We start from the raw sequence: 20,452 nt of genomic DNA, 5'->3' as shown, positions 1-20,452 counted from the left end.
AGGCGTGGCGGCCGTCAGATCACCCGCGAGAAGCGCTGGCGCGTGTGCTCGTTGAGATAGCGGTCGAACAGCATGCACAGCGAACGCACCAGCAGCCGTCCGGCGGGCAGTACCTCGATGCGTTGTTCGTCGAGGCTGATCAGGCCGTCGCGGGCCATCTGCTGCAGCTCGGGCCAGAGCGCGCCGAAGTAGTCGCGAAAGACCACGTCGTGGGCCTGTTCGATCTCGGCGAAATCCAGCTCGAAATGGCAGATCAGCTGCTGGATCACCGCGCGGCGCAGGCGGTCGTCGGCATTGCAGTGCAGGCCGCGGCGGGTGGCCAGCTGGCCGTTGCCCAGGCTCTGCTGGTAGCTGGCGATGTCGCTGTCGTTCTGGCTGTAGAGGTCGCCGATCTGGCTGATGGCGGACACGCCCAGGCCGACCAGGTCGCAATGGCCATGGGTGGTGTAACCCTGGAAGTTGCGCTGCAGGGTGCCTTCCTCCTGCGCCACGGCCAACTCGTCGTCGGGCAGGGCGAAGTGATCCATGCCTATGTAGCGGTAGCCGGCACGGGTCAGCTGCTCGATGCTGGCCTGCAGCATGGCCAGCTTGTCCGCCGCGCCGGGCAGGTCCTCGGCGTTGATGCGCCTTTGCGGCATGAAGCGTTCCGGCAGGTGCGCATAGTTGAACAGCGACAGGCGGTCGGGCTGCAGGGCGATCACTTCCGCGACGGTGCGGGCGAAGCGCTCGGGGGTCTGCTTGGGCAGGCCGTAGATCAGGTCTATGTTGATCGAACGGTACTGCAGGGTGCGCGCCGCCTCGACGATGGCGCGGGTTTCCTCGAGGGTCTGCAGGCGGTTCACCGCGCGCTGCACCTCGGGGTCGAGGTCCTGCACGCCGAGGCTGACGCGGTTGAAGCCCAGCTCGCGCAGCAGACCCATGGTCGACCAGTCGGCCTCGCGCGGGTCAATCTCGATGCTGTAGTCGCCGGAGTCGTCAGCGAGCAGGTTGAAGTGCTGGCGCAGGTGCTGCATCAGCCGGCGCAGTTCGTCGTGGCTGAGAAAGGTGGGCGTGCCGCCACCGAAATGCAGCTGCTCGACGACCTGGTTCCTGTCCAGGTGGCGGCCGACGATCTCGATCTCGCGCTCGAGCTTCTCCAGGTAGGGCTGGGCGCGACCACGATCCTTGGTGATCACCTTGTTGCAGGCGCAGTAGTAGCAGATGTGTGCGCAGAACGGGATATGCACGTACAGCGAAAGCGGGTTGGCTGCCTTGCGGCTGTCGCGCAGGGCATGCAGCAGGTCGAAGCTGCCGATGCCGTCGTGGAACTGCACGGCGGTCGGATAGGAGGTATAGCGCGGGCCGGCGAGATCGTAGCGGCGGATCAGGTCGGTATCCCACTGAATGGTATCGAGCATGGGAATAATCCTGGAGAGGCAGTGAGGCCAGTCTAGGGAGGTGCACGGCAGGGGGCTTTGACTTGAATCAACCGAAGCTGCAAGCCTCACGCCACAAGCTTCGAATGGGGTTTGATGGCCCGGAAGCGAGGTACCCGCGATCCCCGGATTGCAGCCGGGCTACGACGTGCTCGTATCAGTGCCCCATCAGCCAGTGCTGGTGCGGGCCGGGCAGGGTCCACAGGCCGAACAGCATCACCAGCAGGCCGCCGGCCACGCGTACGCCGCGCTTGCGCAGCAGGGCGGTGATGCGCTCGGCGGCAAGGCCGGTGGCCAGCAGCACCGGCCAGGTGCCCAGGCCGAAGGCCAGCATCAGCAGGGCGCTGTCGCTCGCGTCGCCCTGGCTGGAGGCCCATAGCAGGGTGCTGTAGACCAGGCCGCAGGGCAGCCAGCCCCATAGCCCGCCGAGTATCAGGGCGCGCGGCAGGCTGGTGACCGGCATGAAGCGTCGGGTCAGCGGCTGGATGTGTCGCCACAGCCCGCGGCCGAGCGCCTCGATGCGGGTCAGGCCGCTCCACCAGCCGGCCAGGTACAGGCCCATGGCGATCAGCAGCAGTGCCGCCAACACGCGCATCACGCTGGCTGCGGGGCTGTTCGCCACGGCCCAGCCGGCCAGGCCCAGGAGCAGGCCGGCGGCGGCGTAACTGAGGACGCGACCGAGGTTGTAGGCCAGCAGCAGGCGCAGGCGCCGGCCGCGCTGCTCGGCCGGGATGGCCAGGGTCAGCGCGCCCATCAGGCCGCCGCACATGCCCAGGCAGTGGCCGCCGCCGAGCAGGCCGAGGATCAGCGCGGACAGCAGCAGTGCCGGCTCAGGCATCGGGCTTGTCCTGTTTGGCCTGGTCTTCGGCCTGCTCGACGCCGGCCTTGTGCAGCGGGTCCTCGTCGTCGAACAGGATGCTGTGCGCCGGGCCGTCGAGGTCGTCGTACTGGCCGCTGTCCACTGCCCAGAAAAACAGCCAGATGGCGAAACCGACCAGGGCGATGGCCACGGGGATCAGGATGTAGAGCGCGGACATGGGATCTCTCGTTGTAAAGGCAGCTACAAGCCTCGAGCCTCAAGCTGCAAGAGCGAAGGGTGGACGTCGCTTGCCACATTCACCATCGCGGCGCCGGCGCGATCCACCCTAGCGGCTCAGCCGCAGCGCGTTGAGCACCACCAGCAGAGAGCTCAGCGACATGCCCACGGCGGCCCAGATCGGGGTGATCCAGCCGAGGGCGGCGAAGGGCAGCACCAGGCCATTGTACAGAGTCGCCCAGGCCAGGTTCTCGACGATGATGCGCCGTGTGCGCTTGGCCAGCGCCAGGCCCTGCACCAGGCTGCCCAGGCGGTTGGACAGCAGCACCGCGTCGGCGCTGGTCTTGGCCAGGTCGGAGGCCGAGCCCATCGCCACGCTGATATCGGCGCCAGCCAGCACCGGCACGTCGTTGACCCCGTCGCCGAGCATCAGCACCCGGCGGCCCTCGCCGTGCAGCTGCTTGAGCACCGCCAGCTTGGCATCCGGAGTCAGGCCGCCGCGGGCATCCTCGATGCCCAGCTGGTGGGCGACTTCGCCGACCATCGGCGAGCTGTCGCCGGACAGCAGGTGGATATGCCAGCCACGCGCACGGGCGGCGGCGATCAGCTCGGGCGCGTCGTCGCGCAGGCGGTCGTCGAGGACGAACCAGGCCAGCGGCCCTTGTTCATCGCCGAGCAGCAGCCACTGGCCATGCTCACCGGCGATGGGCGGCACCGGCTGGCCGCTCAGGGCGCAGACGAAACCGGCCTCGCCGATACGTAGCAGACGACCGTCGACGCGGCCCTGCAGGCCCTGGCCCGGGTGGCTGTCGACCGACTCGGCGGGGCGCGGTGCCTGGCCGAAGGCGCGGGCGATGGGGTGTTCGGAGCGGTTTTCCAGCGCGGCGGCCAGCGCCAGGCAGGCGTCTTCGTCCAGCTCGCGCAGCGGCTCGATGGTCTTGAGCGTCAGGCGTCCCTCGGTCAGGGTGCCGGTCTTGTCCAGCACCAGGGTGTCGATCTGGTTGAGCCCCTCCAGCACATGGCCGCGGGTCAGCAGCATGCCGCGTTTGTGCAGGCTGCCGGTGGCTGTGGTCAGCGCGGTCGGGGTGGCCAGCGCCAGGGCGCAGGGACAGGTGGCCACCAGCAGCGCCAGCACCACCCAGAAGGCGCGCCCGGCGTCGATCTGCCACCATGCCAGGCCCACCAGCGCCGCGGCGATCAGGATGAACAGCAGGAACCACTGCGCCACGCGGTCGGCGATCTCCGCCAGACGCGGCTTCTCGCTCTGCGCCCGTTCCAGCAGGCGGACGATGGCCGACAGGCGGGTGGCGTCGCCCAGTGCCTGCACCTCAATGGTCAGCGGCCCCTCGACGTTGAGCGTGCCGGCGGTGACGCCGTCGCCGACGCCGCGCGGCAGCGGCAGGTATTCGCCGGTGAGCAGCGATTCGTCGACGCTGGACTGGCCATCGAGGATGCGTCCGTCCGCCGGGACCAGCGCGCCGGGCTGGACCAGCACGCGTTCGCCGATCCGCAGTTCGCTGAGCAGCACGCGCTGGCCCTGGCCGCTGTCGTCCAGGCGCAGGCAGGAGGCCGGCAGCAGTTTGACCAGCTGCGCGGTGGCCGCCGCGGTGCGCTCGCGCGCGCGCCGCTCCAGGTAGCGGCCGGCGAGCAGGAACAGGGCGAACATGCCCACCGCGTCGAAGTACAGCTCGCCCTGGCCGGTGACGGTCGACCAGATGCCGGCGACATAGGCGCCGCCGATGGCCAGCGACACCGAGACGTCCATGGTCAGGTGGCGGGTGCGCAGGTCGCGCAGGGCGCCGCGGAAGAACTGGCCGCAGCAGTAGAAGACGATGGGCGTGGTGAGAAACAGGCTGGTCCAGCGCAGGATCTTGTCCAGCTCCGCCGACAGGTCGACGTTGAATTCCGGCCAGGTGGCCATGGTCGCCATCATCACCTGCATCCACAGCAAGCCGGCCACCCCCAGCTCGCGCATGCTGCGGCGATTCTCGGCGGCCAGGCGCGCGGCGGCCTGGTCGGCCTGCCAGGGGTGGGCGGCGTAGCCGATGCGGCGCAGCTCGGCGAGCAGCTTGCTCAGGGGGATCTGGCTGTCGCTCCAGCGCACCTGCAGACGGTGGTTGGACAGGTTCAGGTGCGCCTCGGCCACCCCGGGCACCCCGCGCAGGTGCTTTTCGATCAGCCAGCCGCAGGCCGCGCAGCTGATGCCCTCTATCAGCAACTGGGTTTCGCTCAGCTCGCCCTGTTGCTGGACGAAGGGCTGGCGCACCTCGCTGCGGTCGTACAGCGCCAGCTCGTCCGGCAGGGCCTGCGGCAGGGCCTGCGGGTTGCTGGCGTTCTCGCTACGGTGCCTGTAGTAGTGTTCCAGGCCGCCGGCGACTATGGCCTCGGCCACCGCCTGGCAACCGGGGCAGCACAGCTGGCGCGTCTCGCCGAGCACCTCGGCATGAAAGCGGCTGCCGGCGGGCACCGGCAGGCCACAGTGATAGCAGGGGGTTGGGTTGGCCATCGAGCTTACTGGCTGTCGTTCTCGTCGCCGAGCTGGATGGACTTGCCGTCGGCCAGGTTCTCTTCCTCGAACAGGCGCCACTCCTTGCCGCCTTCCTGGCCGAGCAGCTCGACGAAGCGCCGCCCCTCGACCATGTCGATCATCTGCCCGCGGTAGCCGCCGTCGGCCTGCGGTTGCAGGATCACCCGGCGGTCGCGCTCGGGCTGGGTCGGCGAGATCAGGTTGAGCACCAGCTGCTGCGGACGGCTGTTGCCCTCCAGTTGCAGCTCGGCGCTGCCGGTGGCTTCGTCGAGCGTCAGCTTGGCGTGCAGTTGCAGGCGTTCGGCGAGCTTCTCGCGCTCCAGCGACTGGTTGATGCCCTTGCCGACGTCGTAGTAGTCGTCGGAGATCAGTCCTGGCGGGTTGCGCGAGGCCAGGGTCAGCAGGGCCAGGCCCTGCACCACCGAGTAGCCCAGCAGGGCGATGATGAACCAGGGCCAGAACTGCTTGTACCAGGGCTTGACTGGCGATGGGGTGTGTTCGGACATGCTCTTTCCGTTGTCAGCGGACGCTCGGGCCGATGAAGCGGCTGTCGGCGTCGTTCTCGATACTGGGGGCGTCCAGCGCGCGCACGCGGAAGACGATTTCGTTGGCGCTGGAGGGCAGTTTCTCCGGGGCGATGGACAGCTCCACAGGGAAGGCATACACCTCGCCGGCCAGGGCCCGGACCTCGCGCTTGCCCTCGTAGACCAGCCCGTCGAGGCCTTCGACCTCGACCAGATAGGTCATGTCGCGCTGCGCCTTGTTCATGATCTTCAGGGTGTAGACGTTCTCGATATGGCCGCGCTCGTTTTCGCGGAACAGCACGCGGTCCTTGATCACGTCCAGCTCCACCAGCGGGCGGTTGGCCACGGCCCAGGCGAACAGGCCGATCATGGCTACCAGCGCGACGGCATAGCCTATCAGGCGCGGGCGCAGCAGGTGGGTCTTGTGCCCGGAAAGATTGTGTTCGGTTGTGTAGCTGATCAGCCCCTTGGGGTAGTTCATCTTCTCCATGATGCTGTCGCAGGCGTCGATGCAGGCGGCGCAGCCGATGCACTCGATCTGCAGGCCGTCGCGGATGTCGATGCCGGTGGGGCAGACGTGTACGCACATCTTGCAGTCGATGCAGTCACCCAGGCCCTGGGCCTTGTAGTCGGCGTCCTTCTTGCGCGGGCCGCGCGACTCGCCGCGGCGCGGGTCGTAGGAGACGATCAGGGTGTCCTGGTCGAACATCACGCTCTGGAAGCGCGCATAGGGGCACATGTAGATGCACACCTGTTCGCGCAGGTAGCCGGCGTTACCGTAGGTGGCGAGGGTGAAGAAGCCCACCCAGAACAGCGCCCAGCCGCTGGCCTCGAGAGTCAGCAGTTCAGGGATCAGCTCGCGGATGGGCGTGAAGTAGCCGACGAAGGTGATCGCAGTGAGCAGCGACACGCCTACCCAGATGCCGTGCTTGGCCACCTTGCGCGCCAGCTTGTTGCCGCTCATCGGTTGTTTGTCCAGCTTCATGCGCTGGTTGCGGTCGCCCTCGGTGACCTTCTCGGCCCACATGAACACCCAGGTGAACACGCTCTGCGGACAGGTGTAGCCGCACCAGACGCGGCCGGCGAACACGGTGATGAAGAACAGGCCGAAGGCGCAGATGATCAAGAGCCACGACAGCAGCATGAAGTCCTGCGGCCAGTAGGTGGCGCCGAAGATGTGGAATTTGCGCTCGGGCAGGTTCCACCAGACGGCCTGGCGGCCTTCCCAGTTCAGCCACACGGTGCCGAAGAACAGCAGGAAGAGAAAGGCTCCGCCGACGCGGCGCAGGTTGCGGAACAGGCCGGTGAACGCGCGGGTATAGATCTTCTCGCGGTTGGCGTAGAGATCGACGGTGGCGGCTTTTGCGGAAGGAGGGGTGACGTCCTGGACGGGGATCTGTTCGCTCATCAATGCATACCAAAGCGGTTGGTTGGCAGCCCGGGCCGATACGTGCCGGTCAGGGTCAATTCACGGTAGCTACATGGTACGCCCGAAAGACAACGCCCGGGTGCGACCAGCGGTCGCGTCCCGGGCGTTCATTGACCCTTGTCAAAAGAGTCGTTCTGCGATTACTGCTCTTGTGCCTTGTGCGACAGGCTGTACACGTAAGCGGCCAGCAGATGCACCTTGTCGTTGCCGAGGAATTCTTCCTGGGCCGGCATGTTGCCGTGACGACCGTAGCGGATGCTCTGTTGCAGTTGCGCGTAGCTGCTGCCGTAGATGAAGGCAGCCGGGTTGGTCAGGTTCGGTGCGCCCATGGCCGGGGTGCCCTTGCCGTCGGCGCCGTGGCAGGCGAAGCAGGTACCGGCGAAGACCTTCTGGCCTGCGTCGATATCGGCTTCCACGCCTTCCGGCAGCTCACGACCAGCCAGCTCGGTCAGCACATAGGCGGCGACGTTGCGTACGCCGTCTTCGCCAATGGCCGGGCCCTGGGCCGGCATGGCGCCCTGACGACCTTTCAGGATGGTGGTCTTGATGGTTTCCGCCTCGCCACCCCAGCGCCATTCGCTGTCGGTCAGGTTGGGGAAGCCGTAGCTGCCCTTGGCGTCGGAGCCATGGCACACCGAGCAGTTGGAAGCGAACAGGCGACCGCCCATCTTCAGCGCCTGCTCGTCCTTGGCCACTTCCTCGATGGGCATGGCCGCGTACTTGGCGAACAGTGGGCCATATTGCTCGTCGGCACGGGCCATTTCCTTCTCCCACTGGTGCACACCGGTCCAGCCGGCGTGACGCATGGAGCCGTCGGCGATTTGCACGCCGGCGGCGAAGGGGGTCTGCTTGTCGTTGTCGACGTAATCGTAGCCCGGCAGCAGGCCTTTCCAGTTGCCCAGGCCCGGATACAGGGCCAGGTAGCCCAGGGCGAAGACGATGGTGGCGACGAACAGCAGGAACCACCACTTCGGCAGCGGGTTGTCGAATTCGGCGATGCCGTCGAATTCATGCCCGACGGTTTCCTCGGTGGTCTCCTGGCGCTGGCCCTTGCGGGTGCCGAAGATCAGCCAGGTCAGGGCGAAGATGGTGCCCAGAGACAGAATGGTTACGTACCAACTCCAGAACGTGGTCATTGGTTATTGCTCCTGGAAGAGTCTTGGTCGCGCTTGGACTCGGGCTCGTCGGCGAAGGGCAGGTTGGCAGCTTCGTCGAAGCTGGACTTGCGCTTGCTGCTGTAGGCCCAGAGCACCACGCCGATGAAGGCGATGAATACCACCGCTGTGCCGATGCCGCGAATAGTCCCGATGTCCATAGCGTTTTACCGTTTGTTCTTGATGGAAGTGCCGAGAACCTGCAGGTACGCGACCAGCGCGTCCATTTCGGTCTTGCCTTTCACTGCATCCTTGGCGCCGGCGATGTCTTCGTCGGTGTAGGGGATGCCGAAGCCACGCATGACTTCCATCTTCTTCGCGGTGTCCTTGCCGTCGAGGGTGTTTTCCACCAGCCAGGGGTAGGCGGGCATCTTCGACTCGGGCACGACGTTGCGCGGGTTGTACAGGTGGGCGCGGTGCCACTCGTCCGAGTAGCGGCCGCCGACGCGGGCCAGGTCCGGGCCGGTACGCTTGGAGCCCCACAGGAAGGGGTGATCCCAGACGCTTTCGCCGGCCACCGAGTAGTGGCCGTAGCGCTCGGTCTCGGCGCGGAACGGACGGATCATCTGCGAGTGGCAGCCGACGCAGCCTTCACGGATGTAGAGGTCACGACCTTCCAGTTGCAGTGCGGTGTAAGGCTTGAGGCCTTCCACCGGCTCATTGGTGACGTCTTGGAAAAACAGCGGGACGATCTGGGTCAGGCCGCCGATGCTGACGGCGATCACCATCAGCAGCGCCATCAGGCCGATATTCTTCTCGATGATTTCGTGTTTCATCAGTGAGCTACTCCGGCGGGAATCTGCGCAGCCGCTTCGTATTCAGCCGGCTTGGCGGCACGCACGGTGCGGTAGGTGTTGTAGGCCATCAGCAGCATGCCGGTGACGAAGAAGGCGCCGCCGATCATGCGCACCACGTAACCCGGGTGGCTGGCTTCCAGCGCTTCGACGAAGGAGTAGGTCAGGGTGCCGTCTTCGTTGACTGCGCGCCACATCAGGCCCTGGGTGATACCGTTGACCCACATCGAGGCGATGTACAGCACGGTGCCGATGGTGGCCAGCCAGAAGTGGGCGTTGATCAGGCCGACGCTGTGCATCTGCTCGCGGCCGAACACCTTGGGAATAAGGTGGTACAGCGAGCCGATGGAGATCATCGCCACCCAGCCGAGCGCGCCGGCGTGGACGTGGCCGATGGTCCAGTCGGTGTAGTGCGACAGGGCGTTGACGGTCTTGATGGCCATCATCGGGCCCTCGAAGGTGCTCATGCCATAGAAGGCCAGGGAGACGACGAGGAAGCGCAGGATCGGGTCGGTGCGCAGTTTGTGCCAGGCACCGGACAGGCTCATCATGCCGTTGATCATGCCGCCCCAGCTCGGCGCCAGCAGGATCACCGACATGGCCATGCCCAGGGACTGCGCCCAGTCGGGCAGGGCGGTGTAGTGCAGGTGGTGCGGGCCGGCCCAGATGTACAGGGTGATCAGCGCCCAGAAGTGCACGATGGACAGGCGGTAGGAGTAGATCGGACGCTCGGCCTGCTTGGGTACGAAGTAGTACATCATCCCCAGGAAGCCGGTGGTCAGGAAGAAGCCCACGGCGTTGTGGCCGTACCACCACTGGATCATCGCGTCGGTGGCGCCGGCGTACATCGAGTACGACTTGAACAGGCTGACCGGCATGGCCATGCTGTTGACGATGTGCAGCATGGCGGTGACCAGGATGAAGCCGCCGAAGAACCAGTTGCCCACATAGATGTGCTTGGTCTTGCGCTTGACGATGGTACCGAAGAACACCACAGCATAAGCAACCCAGACAATGCCCAGAAGGATGTCGATCGGCCACTCCAGCTCGGCGTATTCCTTGGTGCTGGTAAGGCCCAGCGGCAGGGTGATGACTGCCAGGACAATCACTGCTTGCCAGCCCCAGAAGACGAAGGCGGCCAGACCGTCGGAGATCAGACGCGCTTGGCTGGTGCGTTGCACGACATAGAAGGACGTTGCCATCAACGCACACCCGCCGAAGGCGAAGATTACCGCGTTGGTGTGCAGCGGGCGCAGGCGGCCGAAGCTGGTCCACGGAAGGTTCAGGTTGAGTTCCGGCCACACGAGTTGTGCGGCGATGAACACGCCTAGACCCATCCCAATGACCCCCCAGATCACCGTCATAATGGCGAACTGGCGGACCACCTTATAGTTATAAGCAGTCTGACTGATTGCTGTGCTCATGCTAGGGGTTCCACGGTTAATGGAGTTTTATGGGGCAAAAATCGGCGGCAAGTATGGAGAAAGCAGGTAGCCATTGCAACGCAACATACCGACACGATTAGGGTTTCAGAGCCTTTCGCGTGCCTTGGACGGCGCCCTCGACAGAGGTGTTGGCAGGCCGTGCGCAAGCGAATTGCGCGATGCTGAGAAGGGATCGCCTTGGCGTTGTGGCAGATGACGACTGAAAAGGCAGCTTAGCCCAGGTCAAGAAAATTGCAGGGCTACTGGTCGGCGGGTGCGACACTGGGTCGCATACATATAAAGGAAGGGCCGGCGATCGAGGGCGGTCGCCGGCGGGTGGGGTTACTCGCTGTCGTCCAGGCTCAGCTTGAGTACGTAGGCGGCCAGCAGGTGGGCCTTGTCGTTGCCGAGGAAGTCCTCCTGCGCCGGCATGTGGCCGTTGCGGCCGTAGCGGATGGTCTGTTGCAGCTGGGTGAAACTGCTGCCGTAGATGAAGGCGCTGGGCTGGGTCAGGTTGGGGGCGCCCATCAGCGCCATGCCGTGACCATCCTGGCCATGGCACGCCGAGCAGGTGCTGGCGAAGATCTTCTGGCCGGCGACGATGTCGGCTTCGCTGCCCTCGGGCAACTCGCGGCCGGCCAGCTCGGTCAGCACGTAGGCGGCCACGTTGCGCACGCCGTCTTCGCCGATGGCCGGACCCTGCGCCGGCATCATGCCGGTGCGGCCCTTGAGGATGGTGGTCTTGATCGTCTCCGCGTCGCCGCCCCAGCGCCAGCTGCTGTCGGCCAGGTTGGGGAAGCCGTAGCTGCCCTTGGCGTCGGAACCGTGGCAGACCGAGCAGTTGGAGGCGAACAGGCGGCCGCCCATTTTCAGCGCGCGCTCGTCCTTGGCCACTTCCTCGATGGGCATGGCGGCATATTTGGCGAAGATCGGCCCATATTGCGCGTCGGCCCTGGCCATTTCCTTTTCCCACTGGTGGTTGCCGGTCCAGCCGCCGACCTGCTGCTCCTTGGGCAGGTGGGCCTGGGTGGAGAAGGGCACGACGATCTCGTTGCCTTGTTCGTCCACGCCCTTTTCCAGGTAGGCGTAACCGGGCAGCAGGCCCTTGAAGTTGCCCAGCCCCGGGTAGAGGACCAGGTAACCGATGGAAAATACCAGGGTGCCGATGAACAGCATGAACCACCACTTGGGCAGCGGATTGTCATACTCCTCGATGCCGTCGAAGGCGTGACCCATGGTCTGTTCGGTGGGGTTCTTGTGCACCTCGCTCTTGCGCGTGGCGAAGATCAGCCAGAACAGGGCGACCAGGGTGCCGATGGTCAGCAGGGTGATGTACCAGCTCCAGAAGGTGGTCATGCGTCATTCCTCGAAACGGCGGGCTTCTGATCGTCGGCGAAGGGCAGGTTGGCCGCTTCGGCGAAGGCGTCGCGGCGTTCGCCGCTATAGGCCCAGAGGGTCACGGCGGCGAAGGCGATCAGTACCAGGGCGGTGCCCAGACCGCGCAGGGTGCCTACATCGATAAGCTCGAACATGGCGCTCACCTCTTGTTCTTCACGGCGGTGCCGAGCACCTGCAGGTAGGCGACCAGCGCGTCCATCTCGCTCTTGCCCTTGACGGCATCGGCGGCGCCGGCGATGTCCTCGTCGCTGTACGGCACGCCGAGGGTGCGCAGGGCGCTCATCTTCGTGGCGGTGTCCTTGCCGTCGAGGGCGTTTTCCACCAGCCAGGGGTAGGCGGGCATCTTCGACTCGGGCACGACGTTGCGCGGGTTGTACAGGTGGGCGCGGTGCCACTCGTCCGAGTAACGGCCGCCGACGCGGGCCAGGTCCGGGCCGGTGCGCTTGGAACCCCACAGGAAGGGGTGATCCCAGACGCTTTCGCCGGCCACCGAGTAGTGGCCGTAGCGCTCGGTCTCGGCGCGGAACGGACGGATCATCTGTGAGTGGCAGCCGACGCAGCCTTCCTTGATGTAGATGTCGCGGCCTTCCAGCTGCAGCGCAGTGTAGGGCTTGAGGCCTTCGACCGGCTCGTTGGTGACGTCCTGGAAGAACAGCGGGACGATCTGGGTCAGACCGCCGATGCTCACCGCGAGGATCATCACCAGGGCCATCAGGCCGATGTTCTTCTCGAGAATCTCGTGTTTCATCAGTGGGCTCCTTCTACCGAGAACTGCGCGGCGGCTTCCACCTCGGCCGGTTTGGCGCTACGCACGGTCAGCCAGGTGTTGTAGGCCATCAGCAGCATGCCGACGAAGAAGATGGCGCCGCCGATCACCCGTACTACGAAGCCGGGGTGGCTGGCTTCCAGCGCTTCTACGAAGGAGTAGGTGAGGGTGCCGTCCTCGTTCACCGCGCGCCACATCAGGCCCTGGGTGATGCCGTTGACCCACATCGAGGCGATGTACAGCACGGTGCCGATGGTGGCGAGCCAGAAGTGCGCGTTGATCAGGCCGATGCTGTGCATCTGCTGGCGGCCGAACACCTTGGGGATCAGGTGATACAGCGAGCCGATCGAGACCATGGCGACCCAGCCGAGCGCGCCGGCGTGGACGTGGCCGATGGTCCAGTCGGTGTAGTGGGACAGGGCGTTGACGGTCTTGATCGCCATCATCGGGCCCTCGAAGGTACTCATGCCGTAGAAGGCCAGGGACACTACGAGGAAGCGCAGGATCGGGTCGGTGCGCAGTTTGTGCCAGGCGCCGGAGAGGGTCATCATGCCGTTGATCATGCCGCCCCAGCTGGGTGCCAGGAGGATCAGCGACATCACCATGCCGAGGCTCTGCGCCCAGTCCGGCAGGGCGGTGTAGTGCAGGTGGTGCGGGCCGGCCCAGATATACACCGCGATCAGCGCCCAGAAGTGCACGATCGACAGGCGATAGGAGTAGACCGGGCGTTCGGCCTGCTTGGGCACGAAGTAGTACATCATCCCCAGGAAGCCCGCGGTGAGGAAGAAGCCCACGGCGTTGTGGCCGTACCACCACTGGATCATCGCGTCGGTGGCGCCGGCATACAGCGAGTAGGACTTGGTCAGGCTGACCGGAATCTCCAGGTTGTTGACGATGTGCAGAATGGCCACGGTGAGGATGAAGCCGCCGAAGAACCAGTTGCCCACGTAGATGTGGCTGACCTTGCGCTTTACGATGGTGCCGAAGAAGACGATGGCGTAAGCGACCCAGACCACGGTGATCAGGAGGTCGATCGGCCATTCCAGCTCGGCGTACTCCTTGGAGCTGGTCCAGCCCAGCGGCAGGCTGATGGCTGCCAGCACGATCACCAGTTGCCAGCCCCAGAAGGTGAAGGCAGCCAGTTTCGGCGCGAACAGCGTGGCCTGGCTGGTGCGTTGCACCGCGTAGTAGCTGGTGGCGAACAGCGCACAGCCGCCGAAGGCGAAGATCACCGCGTTGGTGTGCAGCGGGCGTAGCCGGCCGAAGCTGGTCCACGGCAGGTTGAAGTTGAGGTCGGGCCAGGCCAGTTGGGCGGCGATGAAAACGCCGAGTCCCATGCCGACGATGCCCCAAACCACCGTCATAATGGCGAACTGGCGAACCACCCTGTAGTTGTAGGCGCAGCGGGTTGTTGTGTTCATGTCTGGGTTTCCATCCAGGGTTATGGCAGAGCGGCCGGTAACCGGGGCGCCCATAGGCATGAGCAGGCCACGGACCCCACGGATATCGACGCGAGGCAAGCATGAGCAAAGGGCCATCTGGGTTTATTGACGCCGATCAATGTGAGCAGGGGCAGCCCTGGCGCTGGGATTGGCCAGAAGGCGAGGCGCACGCGACGCTGATCCTCGCCCACGGCGCCGGCGCACCGATGGACAGCGAGTTCATGCAGAACATGGCCCGAGGCCTTGCCGCACGCGGCATCGCGGTGCTGCGTTTCGAGTTCGCCTACATGGCCGCGCGGCGGGTCGACGGCAAGAAACGCCCGCCCAATCCACAGGCGCAACTGCTGCAGCAATGGCGCGAGGTGCATGCCCGGGTGCGCCAACAGGTCGCAGGGCCACTGGCCATCGGCGGCAAGTCGATGGGCGGGCGCATGGCCAGCCTGCTGGCCGATGAACTGGGCGCCGACGCCCTGGTCTGTCTCGGCTATCCGTTCTATGCCGCCGGCAAGCCGGAAAAAACCCGCGTGGCGCACCTGGCCGAGCTGCGCACCCAGACCCTGATCGTCCAGGGCGAGCGCGACGCCCTGGGCAATCGCGAGGCGGTGGCCGGCTACGCCCTGTCGCCGGCGATCCGGCTGCACTGGCTGGCGGCGGCCGATCATGATCTCAAGCCGCTGAAGAGTTCGGGCGTCAGCCACGACCAGCATCTGGCCAGCGCGGCGCAGGCGGTGGCCGACTTCCTCGCCGCTGTCACTCCGCGCCGCGGGTAGGCGGGGCGTCGGGTGCGGCCGGCGCCTGCTAACGGGGCGGTGCGTGACCTGCGAGTCGCGTCGCTGCGCCGTTTTGGTGCGTAGGCGTTCCGGCTTATTTTCAACTTATTGAAATAAAAGGATTTATTGCGCTGGCTCGGGCCTTGCAAAGCCACCTGCGAGTCCGGGTGACAAGGAGTACGGCATGCCCCGCACCTTTTATGACGAGATGTACGACGCGAGCGGCGCGGTCCGCCCGCACTACCGGGAATTCGCCCGCTGGCTGGCCGATACCCCCGACGAACTGCTGGCCCAGCGCCGCCGCGAGGCAGATCTGCTGTTTCACCGCGCCGGCATCACCTTCACCCTGTATGGCGACGACCAGGGCACCGAGCGGCTGATCCCCTTCGACATCATCCCGCGCAGCATTCCCATGAGCGAATGGCGCGTGGTCGAGCGCGGCTGCATCCAGCGGGTGCAGGCGCTCAATCTGTTCCTCGCCGACCTCTACCACGAGCAGCGCATCGTCAAGGCGGGGATCATCCCGGCCGAGCAGGTGCTGGCCAACGAGGGCTACCAGATCGCCATGCAGGGCCTGGACCTGCACCGCGACATCTACGCGCACATCGCCGGGGTCGACCTGGTCCGCGACGGCGACGGCAGCTACTACGTGCTGGAAGACAACCTGCGCACCCCCAGCGGCGTCAGCTACATGCTCGAAGACCGCAAGATGATGATGCGCCTGTTCCCCGAGCTGTTCGCCGCGCAGCGCGTGGCGCCGGTCAACCACTATCCGAACCTGCTGCTCGACACCTTGAAGAGCGCCAGCCCGCTGGACAATCCCACCGTGGTGGTGCTGACCCCGGGGCGCTTCAACAGCGCCTACTTCGAGCACGCCTTCCTCGCCCGCGAGATGGGCGTGGAGCTGGTGGAGGGCGCCGACCTGCTGGTGCGCGACGACAAGGTGTACATGCGCACTACCGCCGGCGCGCGCCAGGTCGACGTGATCTACCGCCGCCTCGACGACGCCTTCCTCGACCCGCTGGCCTTCAACCCCGACTCCATGCTCGGCGTGCCCGGCCTGCTGGCCGCCTACCGGTCTGGCAACGTGGTACTGGCCAACGCCATTGGCACCGGGGTGGCGGACGACAAGTCGATCTACCCCTTCGTCGACGACATGATCCGTTTTTACCTGGACGAGGAGCCGATCCTGAAGAACGTGCCGACCTGGCAGTGCCGCAAGCCGGCGGAACTGTCCCACGTGCTGGCCCACCTGCCCGAGCTGGTGGTCAAGGAAACCCAGGGCTCCGGCGGCTACGGCATGCTGGTCGGCCCGGCTGCGACCCAGGCCGAGATCGAGGCCTTTCGCGAGCGCCTCAAGGCTAATCCTGCGGCCTATATCGCCCAGCCGACGCTGAGCCTGTCGACCTGCCCGACCTTCGTCGAGCGCGGCATCGCCCCGCGCCATATCGACCTGCGCCCGTTCGTCCTGACCGGCCGCGAGACCCGCCTGGTGCCCGGCGGCCTGACCCGCGTGGCGCTGCGCGAAGGCTCGCTGGTGGTCAACTCGTCGCAAGGCGGCGGGACCAAGGACACCTGGGTGGTGGAGGACTAATCATGCTCAGTCGTACTGCCTCCGATCTGTACTGGATGTCGCGCTACCTGGAGCGCGCCGAGAACCTGGCTCGCATGCTCGACGTCAGCTATTCGCTGTCGCTGATGCCGCAGGACGGCCGCGGCGACGGCCTCGACGAACTGGCCATGCCGCTGTTGATCACCGGCACCCTGGACGACTACCTGGAACGCCACGGCCCGCTGCACGCCGAGCGCATGCTGCAGTTCTTCGCCTTGGATGCCGGCAATCCGGGCAGCATCTACTGCTGCCTGCAGGCCGCGCGCAGCAACGCCCATGCGGTGCGCGGGCGGATCACCGCGGACATGTGGGAGAACATCAACGCCACCTGGCTGGAGATGCGCGGCATCGCCGAGCAGGGTCTGGGGCGCTACGGCATCAGCCGCTTCTGCGAGTGGGTCAAGGAATGCTCGCACCTGTTTCGCGGCGCCACCTCCGGCACCATCATGCGCAACGAGGCCTACAGCTTCATCCGCCTCGGTACCTTCATCGAGCGCGCCGACAACAGCCTGCGCCTGCTCGATGCGCGCTACGAGATGCTCGGCGAGGAGATCGACGAACTGGAGCAACGCACCGCGCGCAGCTACTACCAATGGAGCGCGCTGCTGCGGGCACTGTCGTCGTTCGAGGCGTTCGCCGAGATCTACCGTGGCTCGCCGCGCACGCGCAAGGTCGCCGAACTTCTGCTGCTGCGTCCCGACGTGCCGCGCTCGCTGCGCGCTTGCCTGAACGAACTCAACCTGATGCTCGCCAGCCTTCCCGGCGACACCGGCCGTCCGGCACAACGCTTGGCCGCCGAACTGGAGGCGCGGCTGCGCTATACCAGCATCGACGAAGTGCTCGACGAAGGCCTGCACGCCTGGCTCACCGACTTCATCCTGCTGCTGCGCCAGCTGGGCAACAGCATCCACACGTCCTATCTGGAGGTCGCATGAGACTCTCGATCAGTCACGACACCACCTACCGCTACGACGACCAGGTGCGCGCCAGCATCCAGTACCTGCGCCTGACCCCGCACGACAGTGAGCGCCAGCAGGTGCTCGCCTGGCAGCTCGAGCTGCCGCGCCCGGTGCGCGCGCAGCTCGACCCCTACGGCAACATCCTGCATGTGCTGACCCTGGACGAGCCGCACGAAGCCATCGTCATCGGCGCCCGCGGCCAGGTCGAGATCGACGAGGCGCGCGAGGCCGAGCATGAGGAGCAGTCGGCGCTGCCGTTCCTGCGTTTTACCCGCCTGACCCAGGCCGACGAGGCCCTGCGCGAGTTCGCCAGCCAGCAGAGCAAGGCGCGCGCCGATCGCGCCGGGCTGATCGACCTGATGCAGGCGCTCAATGCCCATATCGGCTACCAGCCGGGCGTCACCGCCGTCGACACCAGTGCCGCCGAGGCCTTCGCCGGGCGCCGCGGCGTCTGCCAGGACCACACCCACGCCTTTCTCGCCTGTGCCCGCAGCCTGGGCGTGCCGGCGCGCTATGTGTCCGGCTACCTGTACACCGACAGCGCCGAGCACCTGGCCAGCCACGCCTGGGCCGAGGCCTGGCTGGACGGTGCCTGGTACAGCTTCGACGTGACCAACTGCCTGGCCAGGCCGGAGCGCCACCTCAAGCTGGCGGTCGGCCTGGACTACCTCGATGCCTGCCCGGTACGCGGCATGCGCCGCGGCGGCGGCGGCGAGCAGATGCATGCGCTGGTGCAGGTGGCGCCGCTGCTGCAGGTGCAGCAGCAGTAGGGTGCTCGGCGGTCGAGAGGGGCTGAACGAAGTCCGGCGCTTGTGAGTCTTTCCCTAGTATCGGCGCGGGGCAGAAGATCGAGGCGCGCCAGCTAGGAGGACTCGAGCGATGATTGCCTACACCATGGTGGGAACGCGGGACCTGCAGCGGGCCCTGCGTTTCTACGATCCCCTTTGTGCCGAAATGGACCTGCAGGTCTGCTGGCAGGACGACGCTTCGGTCGGCTACGGCCGAGCCGACGACCTGAACTTTCCCCGCTTCTACGTCGGCTATCCCTACGACGGCAACCAGGCCAGCGTGGGCAACGGCGTGATGACCGCGTTCCAGTTCGCCCAGCAGGCCAAGGTCGACCGGCTGCACCGTCTTGCGCTGGGCTGCGGTGGCCGCGACGAGGGTGCGCCGGGCTACCGTCCGCGCTATGGCGAGGGCTTCTATGCGGCCTATGTCAGGGACCCGGACGGCAACAAGCTGGCCTTCGTGGTCTATCCGCGCGGGTAGTGCGGTCATCCGTAGGCTGCGCCGCGTGCACCGACTAATTCAGTGGAACGCCCGGTGCGCATAGCGCACCCTACGCGGGGCAGGGCGCGACGGGCTCTTGCTGCGTAACGGCTAATCGCGGATATCGGCCATATGCGCCAGATAGGCGATCAGCTCGGCCAGCTCCCGCTCGCTAAGAACCTCCTGGGAGAAACCCGGCATTCGCCCCTGTGGCCAGCGCCGCAGGCTCTGCGGGTCGCGAACGTAGCGGCGCAGGAAGTCTTCGGCGAAATATTCGGTGGGATTGTGCGGAATGTTCAGGTCCGGGCCGAACTCGGCGTCGCCGGCGCCATTGAGGCGGTGGCAGGCCAGGCAATGTTTCTGGAAGTGGGCGAAGCCGGCCTGCACCTCGGCGCTGGCGTCGGCGGCCGGCAGCAGGGCGGGGAAGCGTTGCGCCACCGGCGCCAGCTGACGGATGCGCGCTACCTGGAAGGGCCATTGCTCAGGGCCGATCTGGCTGGCGGCCGGGTCGCTCCATACCAGGTAGAAGGGACCGGCGCTGGGCTTGCCCTTGCCCAGCGGCGGCCAGGGCCGGGCCGGGTCTTCCACCGCCAGCCAGGCCTTGGCGCCCTGGCTGGCGAGCAGACCGGCGGCCGGCAATTCGGCGGCGAAGCCGTCGAGGGCCACGACCTGCAGGTGATCGCCGGGCGCCACCCCGTCCAGCAGCGCGCTCAGCGGCACGGCGCGGTAGCGCATGTCGCGCTTGTAGGCGACGTCTTCGGCAATCCGCACCTCTTGCGCCTGCGGATGGGCGAGCAGCTCGGCGCTGTGCCAGGTGCGCGTGGTGCTGCCGAGCTGGATTTGCAGTTCTGCGGCCTGGGCGTTGCCGAGCAGGAGGAGGGCAATCAGGCAGGCGAGGGCTTTCAAGTCGAGGGCTCCGCTACGAGCTGGGCTGGCGTGTCGATGGCACCCTAGCACAATTGCCCGCAGCGTCTTAGCCGTCTAGCATGCGGCTTTTGCTTGGCAGGAGTGCCCCATGCTGGCTGAGTTGTTCGCCGTTCTGGCGCCGGTGCTGATCGCCGCCGGCATCGGTTATGGCTGGGCGCGCACGGGGCATGCCTATCCGACCGATTTCGTCGCGCGCATGGTGCTGAACATCGGCACGCCCTGCCTGGTGCTGTCGACGCTCAGCCGCGCCGAACTGGACGGCGCCGCCTTCGCCGAAATGGCCCGGGCCTGCGTGCTGGTGACCCTGGGCATGGGCCTGATCGGCCTGCTGCTGAGCCGCCTGTTCGTCATCGACTGGAAGGTGCTGGTGCCGGCCTACCTGTTTCCCAACTCCGGCAACATGGGCCTGCCGATGGCGCTGTTCGCCTTCGGCGAGCCGGGACTGGCGCTGGCGGTGGCGTTCTTCCTGGTCCTGTCGGTAGGGCATTTCAGCCTGGGCATGCTGCTGTCCGGCGCCGAGCGTTCGCTCAAGGGCCTGCTGGTCAACCCGATCATGGTCAGCCTGGCGCTGGTACTGCCGGTGTTGCTGCTCGAGATCGAACTGCCGCGCTGGCTGGCCAACACCGTCGACCTGCTCGGCGGCATGACCATCCCGCTGATGCTGATCACCCTTGGCGTGTCGCTGGCCAGCATCCGCGTGCAGCACCTCGGCAGCGGTCTGCTGCTGGGCCTGTTGCGCATCCTCTGCGGCGCCGCGCTGGCCTGGGCCATCGGCTGGCTGCTGGCGCTGGCGCCGCTGGTGCATGCGGTATTGGTGCTGCAGTCGTCGATGCCGGTGGCGGTGTTCAACTACCTGTTCGCCGTGCGCGCCGGACGCTCGCCGGAGCAGGTGGCCAGTCTGGTGCTGTGCTCGACCCTGCTGGCATTCGTGCTGATTCCGTTGTTGCTGGCGTGGTGGATGCCCGCACTGCGCTGAGCGCGCTACGGCGACAGCGCTAGTGCGGGG

Annotated in this window: 21 protein-coding genes; 6 read left to right on the top strand and 15 right to left on the bottom strand. The window is 66.3% G+C overall.

The window, feature by feature from the left end:
* Positions 1–14 precede the first annotated feature (14 nt).
* From hemN to ccoN (ACUTAF_RS11470), 14 genes are all read right to left on the bottom strand, one after another.
* Positions 15–1,397, bottom strand: coding sequence for an oxygen-independent coproporphyrinogen III oxidase (hemN, locus tag ACUTAF_RS11535; RefSeq protein ID WP_445580083.1), 1,383 nt, complete (start codon positions 1,395–1,397; stop codon positions 15–17).
* Between the two features lie 175 nt (positions 1,398–1,572).
* Positions 1,573–2,253 carry a sulfite exporter TauE/SafE family protein gene (locus tag ACUTAF_RS11530; RefSeq protein WP_445580082.1) on the bottom strand — a complete coding sequence of 227 codons (681 nt, stop codon included), beginning with the start codon at positions 2,251–2,253 and terminating at the stop codon, positions 1,573–1,575.
* Positions 2,246–2,452 carry a cbb3-type cytochrome oxidase assembly protein CcoS gene (gene ccoS, locus ACUTAF_RS11525; RefSeq protein WP_445580081.1) on the bottom strand — a complete coding sequence of 69 codons (207 nt, stop codon included), beginning with the start codon at positions 2,450–2,452 and terminating at the stop codon, positions 2,246–2,248. The genes ACUTAF_RS11530 and ccoS overlap by 8 nt, the downstream gene beginning before the upstream one ends.
* A 108-nt stretch (positions 2,453–2,560) precedes the next feature.
* Positions 2,561–4,957: a heavy metal translocating P-type ATPase gene (locus ACUTAF_RS11520; RefSeq protein WP_445580080.1), complete on the bottom strand. Its 2,397-nt coding sequence runs from the start codon at positions 4,955–4,957 to the stop codon at positions 2,561–2,563.
* Between the two features lie 5 nt (positions 4,958–4,962).
* Positions 4,963–5,484 (bottom strand): FixH family protein, encoded by a 522-nt coding sequence (locus tag ACUTAF_RS11515; RefSeq protein ID WP_445580079.1) that lies wholly within the window; start codon positions 5,482–5,484, stop codon positions 4,963–4,965.
* A 13-nt stretch (positions 5,485–5,497) separates the two neighbouring features.
* Positions 5,498–6,910 carry a cytochrome c oxidase accessory protein CcoG gene (gene ccoG / locus ACUTAF_RS11510; RefSeq protein WP_445580078.1) on the bottom strand — a complete coding sequence of 471 codons (1,413 nt, stop codon included), beginning with the start codon at positions 6,908–6,910 and terminating at the stop codon, positions 5,498–5,500.
* Positions 6,911–7,071: 161 nt separating this feature from the next.
* Positions 7,072–8,067, bottom strand: a complete 996-nt coding sequence (gene ccoP, locus ACUTAF_RS11505; RefSeq protein WP_445580077.1) for a cytochrome-c oxidase, cbb3-type subunit III — start codon at positions 8,065–8,067, stop codon at positions 7,072–7,074.
* Positions 8,064–8,246 (bottom strand): cbb3-type cytochrome oxidase subunit 3, encoded by a 183-nt coding sequence (locus tag ACUTAF_RS11500; protein ID WP_220804787.1) that lies wholly within the window; start codon positions 8,244–8,246, stop codon positions 8,064–8,066. Before ACUTAF_RS11500 ends, ccoP (ACUTAF_RS11505) begins: the two co-directional genes overlap by 4 nt.
* A gap of 6 nt (positions 8,247–8,252) precedes the next feature.
* A complete protein-coding gene (gene ccoO / locus ACUTAF_RS11495) occupies positions 8,253–8,861 on the bottom strand; it encodes a cytochrome-c oxidase, cbb3-type subunit II (protein WP_445580076.1) in 609 nt (202 codons plus the stop codon).
* Positions 8,861–10,303, bottom strand: coding sequence for a cytochrome-c oxidase, cbb3-type subunit I (gene ccoN, locus ACUTAF_RS11490; protein ID WP_397487753.1), 1,443 nt, complete (start codon positions 10,301–10,303; stop codon positions 8,861–8,863). Before ccoN (ACUTAF_RS11490) ends, ccoO (ACUTAF_RS11495) begins: the two co-directional genes overlap by 1 nt.
* A gap of 342 nt (positions 10,304–10,645) precedes the next feature.
* The gene (ccoP, locus tag ACUTAF_RS11485) at positions 10,646–11,659 is read right to left on the bottom strand and encodes a cytochrome-c oxidase, cbb3-type subunit III (protein WP_445580075.1); all 1,014 of its coding nucleotides are present in this window, start codon (positions 11,657–11,659) and stop codon (positions 10,646–10,648) included.
* Positions 11,656–11,835, bottom strand: coding sequence for a cbb3-type cytochrome oxidase subunit 3 (locus ACUTAF_RS11480; RefSeq protein ID WP_445580074.1), 180 nt, complete (start codon positions 11,833–11,835; stop codon positions 11,656–11,658). The genes ccoP (ACUTAF_RS11485) and ACUTAF_RS11480 overlap by 4 nt, the downstream gene beginning before the upstream one ends.
* 5 nt (positions 11,836–11,840) lie before the next feature.
* The gene (gene ccoO, locus ACUTAF_RS11475; protein ID WP_445580073.1) at positions 11,841–12,449 is read right to left on the bottom strand and encodes a cytochrome-c oxidase, cbb3-type subunit II; all 609 of its coding nucleotides are present in this window, start codon (positions 12,447–12,449) and stop codon (positions 11,841–11,843) included.
* Positions 12,449–13,888: a cytochrome-c oxidase, cbb3-type subunit I gene (ccoN, locus tag ACUTAF_RS11470; RefSeq protein WP_445580072.1), complete on the bottom strand. Its 1,440-nt coding sequence runs from the start codon at positions 13,886–13,888 to the stop codon at positions 12,449–12,451. The genes ccoO (ACUTAF_RS11475) and ccoN (ACUTAF_RS11470) overlap by 1 nt, the downstream gene beginning before the upstream one ends.
* A gap of 101 nt (positions 13,889–13,989) precedes the next feature.
* Here ccoN (ACUTAF_RS11470) and ACUTAF_RS11465 point away from each other — a divergent pair, with 101 nt between their 5' ends.
* The 5 genes from ACUTAF_RS11465 to ACUTAF_RS11445 all read left to right on the top strand — a co-directional run bounded on the left by ACUTAF_RS11465 (position 13,990) and on the right by ACUTAF_RS11445 (position 18,519).
* Positions 13,990–14,679, top strand: coding sequence for an alpha/beta family hydrolase (locus tag ACUTAF_RS11465; protein ID WP_445580071.1), 690 nt, complete (start codon positions 13,990–13,992; stop codon positions 14,677–14,679).
* Positions 14,680–14,863: 184 nt separating this feature from the next.
* On the top strand, positions 14,864–16,273 hold the full coding sequence (locus ACUTAF_RS11460) for a circularly permuted type 2 ATP-grasp protein (RefSeq protein WP_445580070.1): 1,410 nt from the start codon (positions 14,864–14,866) through the stop codon (positions 16,271–16,273).
* Between the two features lie 2 nt (positions 16,274–16,275).
* Complete coding sequence (locus ACUTAF_RS11455) at positions 16,276–17,226, top strand: alpha-E domain-containing protein (protein ID WP_445580069.1); 951 nt, start codon at positions 16,276–16,278, stop codon at positions 17,224–17,226.
* Positions 17,223–18,020 (top strand): transglutaminase family protein, encoded by a 798-nt coding sequence (locus tag ACUTAF_RS11450; protein ID WP_445580068.1) that lies wholly within the window; start codon positions 17,223–17,225, stop codon positions 18,018–18,020. Before ACUTAF_RS11455 ends, ACUTAF_RS11450 begins: the two co-directional genes overlap by 4 nt.
* Before the next feature lie 109 nt (positions 18,021–18,129).
* Positions 18,130–18,519 carry a VOC family protein gene (locus tag ACUTAF_RS11445; protein ID WP_445580067.1) on the top strand — a complete coding sequence of 130 codons (390 nt, stop codon included), beginning with the start codon at positions 18,130–18,132 and terminating at the stop codon, positions 18,517–18,519.
* A 111-nt stretch (positions 18,520–18,630) separates the two neighbouring features.
* On the opposite strand, the gene ACUTAF_RS11440 is transcribed toward ACUTAF_RS11445, so the two are convergent.
* Positions 18,631–19,425 carry a cytochrome c gene (locus ACUTAF_RS11440; protein ID WP_445580066.1) on the bottom strand — a complete coding sequence of 265 codons (795 nt, stop codon included), beginning with the start codon at positions 19,423–19,425 and terminating at the stop codon, positions 18,631–18,633.
* Positions 19,426–19,534: 109 nt separating this feature from the next.
* Here ACUTAF_RS11440 and ACUTAF_RS11435 point away from each other — a divergent pair, with 109 nt between their 5' ends.
* The gene (locus tag ACUTAF_RS11435) at positions 19,535–20,422 is read left to right on the top strand and encodes an AEC family transporter (RefSeq protein ID WP_445580065.1); all 888 of its coding nucleotides are present in this window, start codon (positions 19,535–19,537) and stop codon (positions 20,420–20,422) included.
* Positions 20,423–20,452: the final 30 nt, after the last annotated feature.

It is taken from the genome of Pseudomonas sp. SP16.1 (assembly GCF_052682975.1).
The sequence above is the reverse complement of the archived record's forward strand: the minus strand, read 5'-3'. Positions and strand labels throughout refer to the sequence as shown.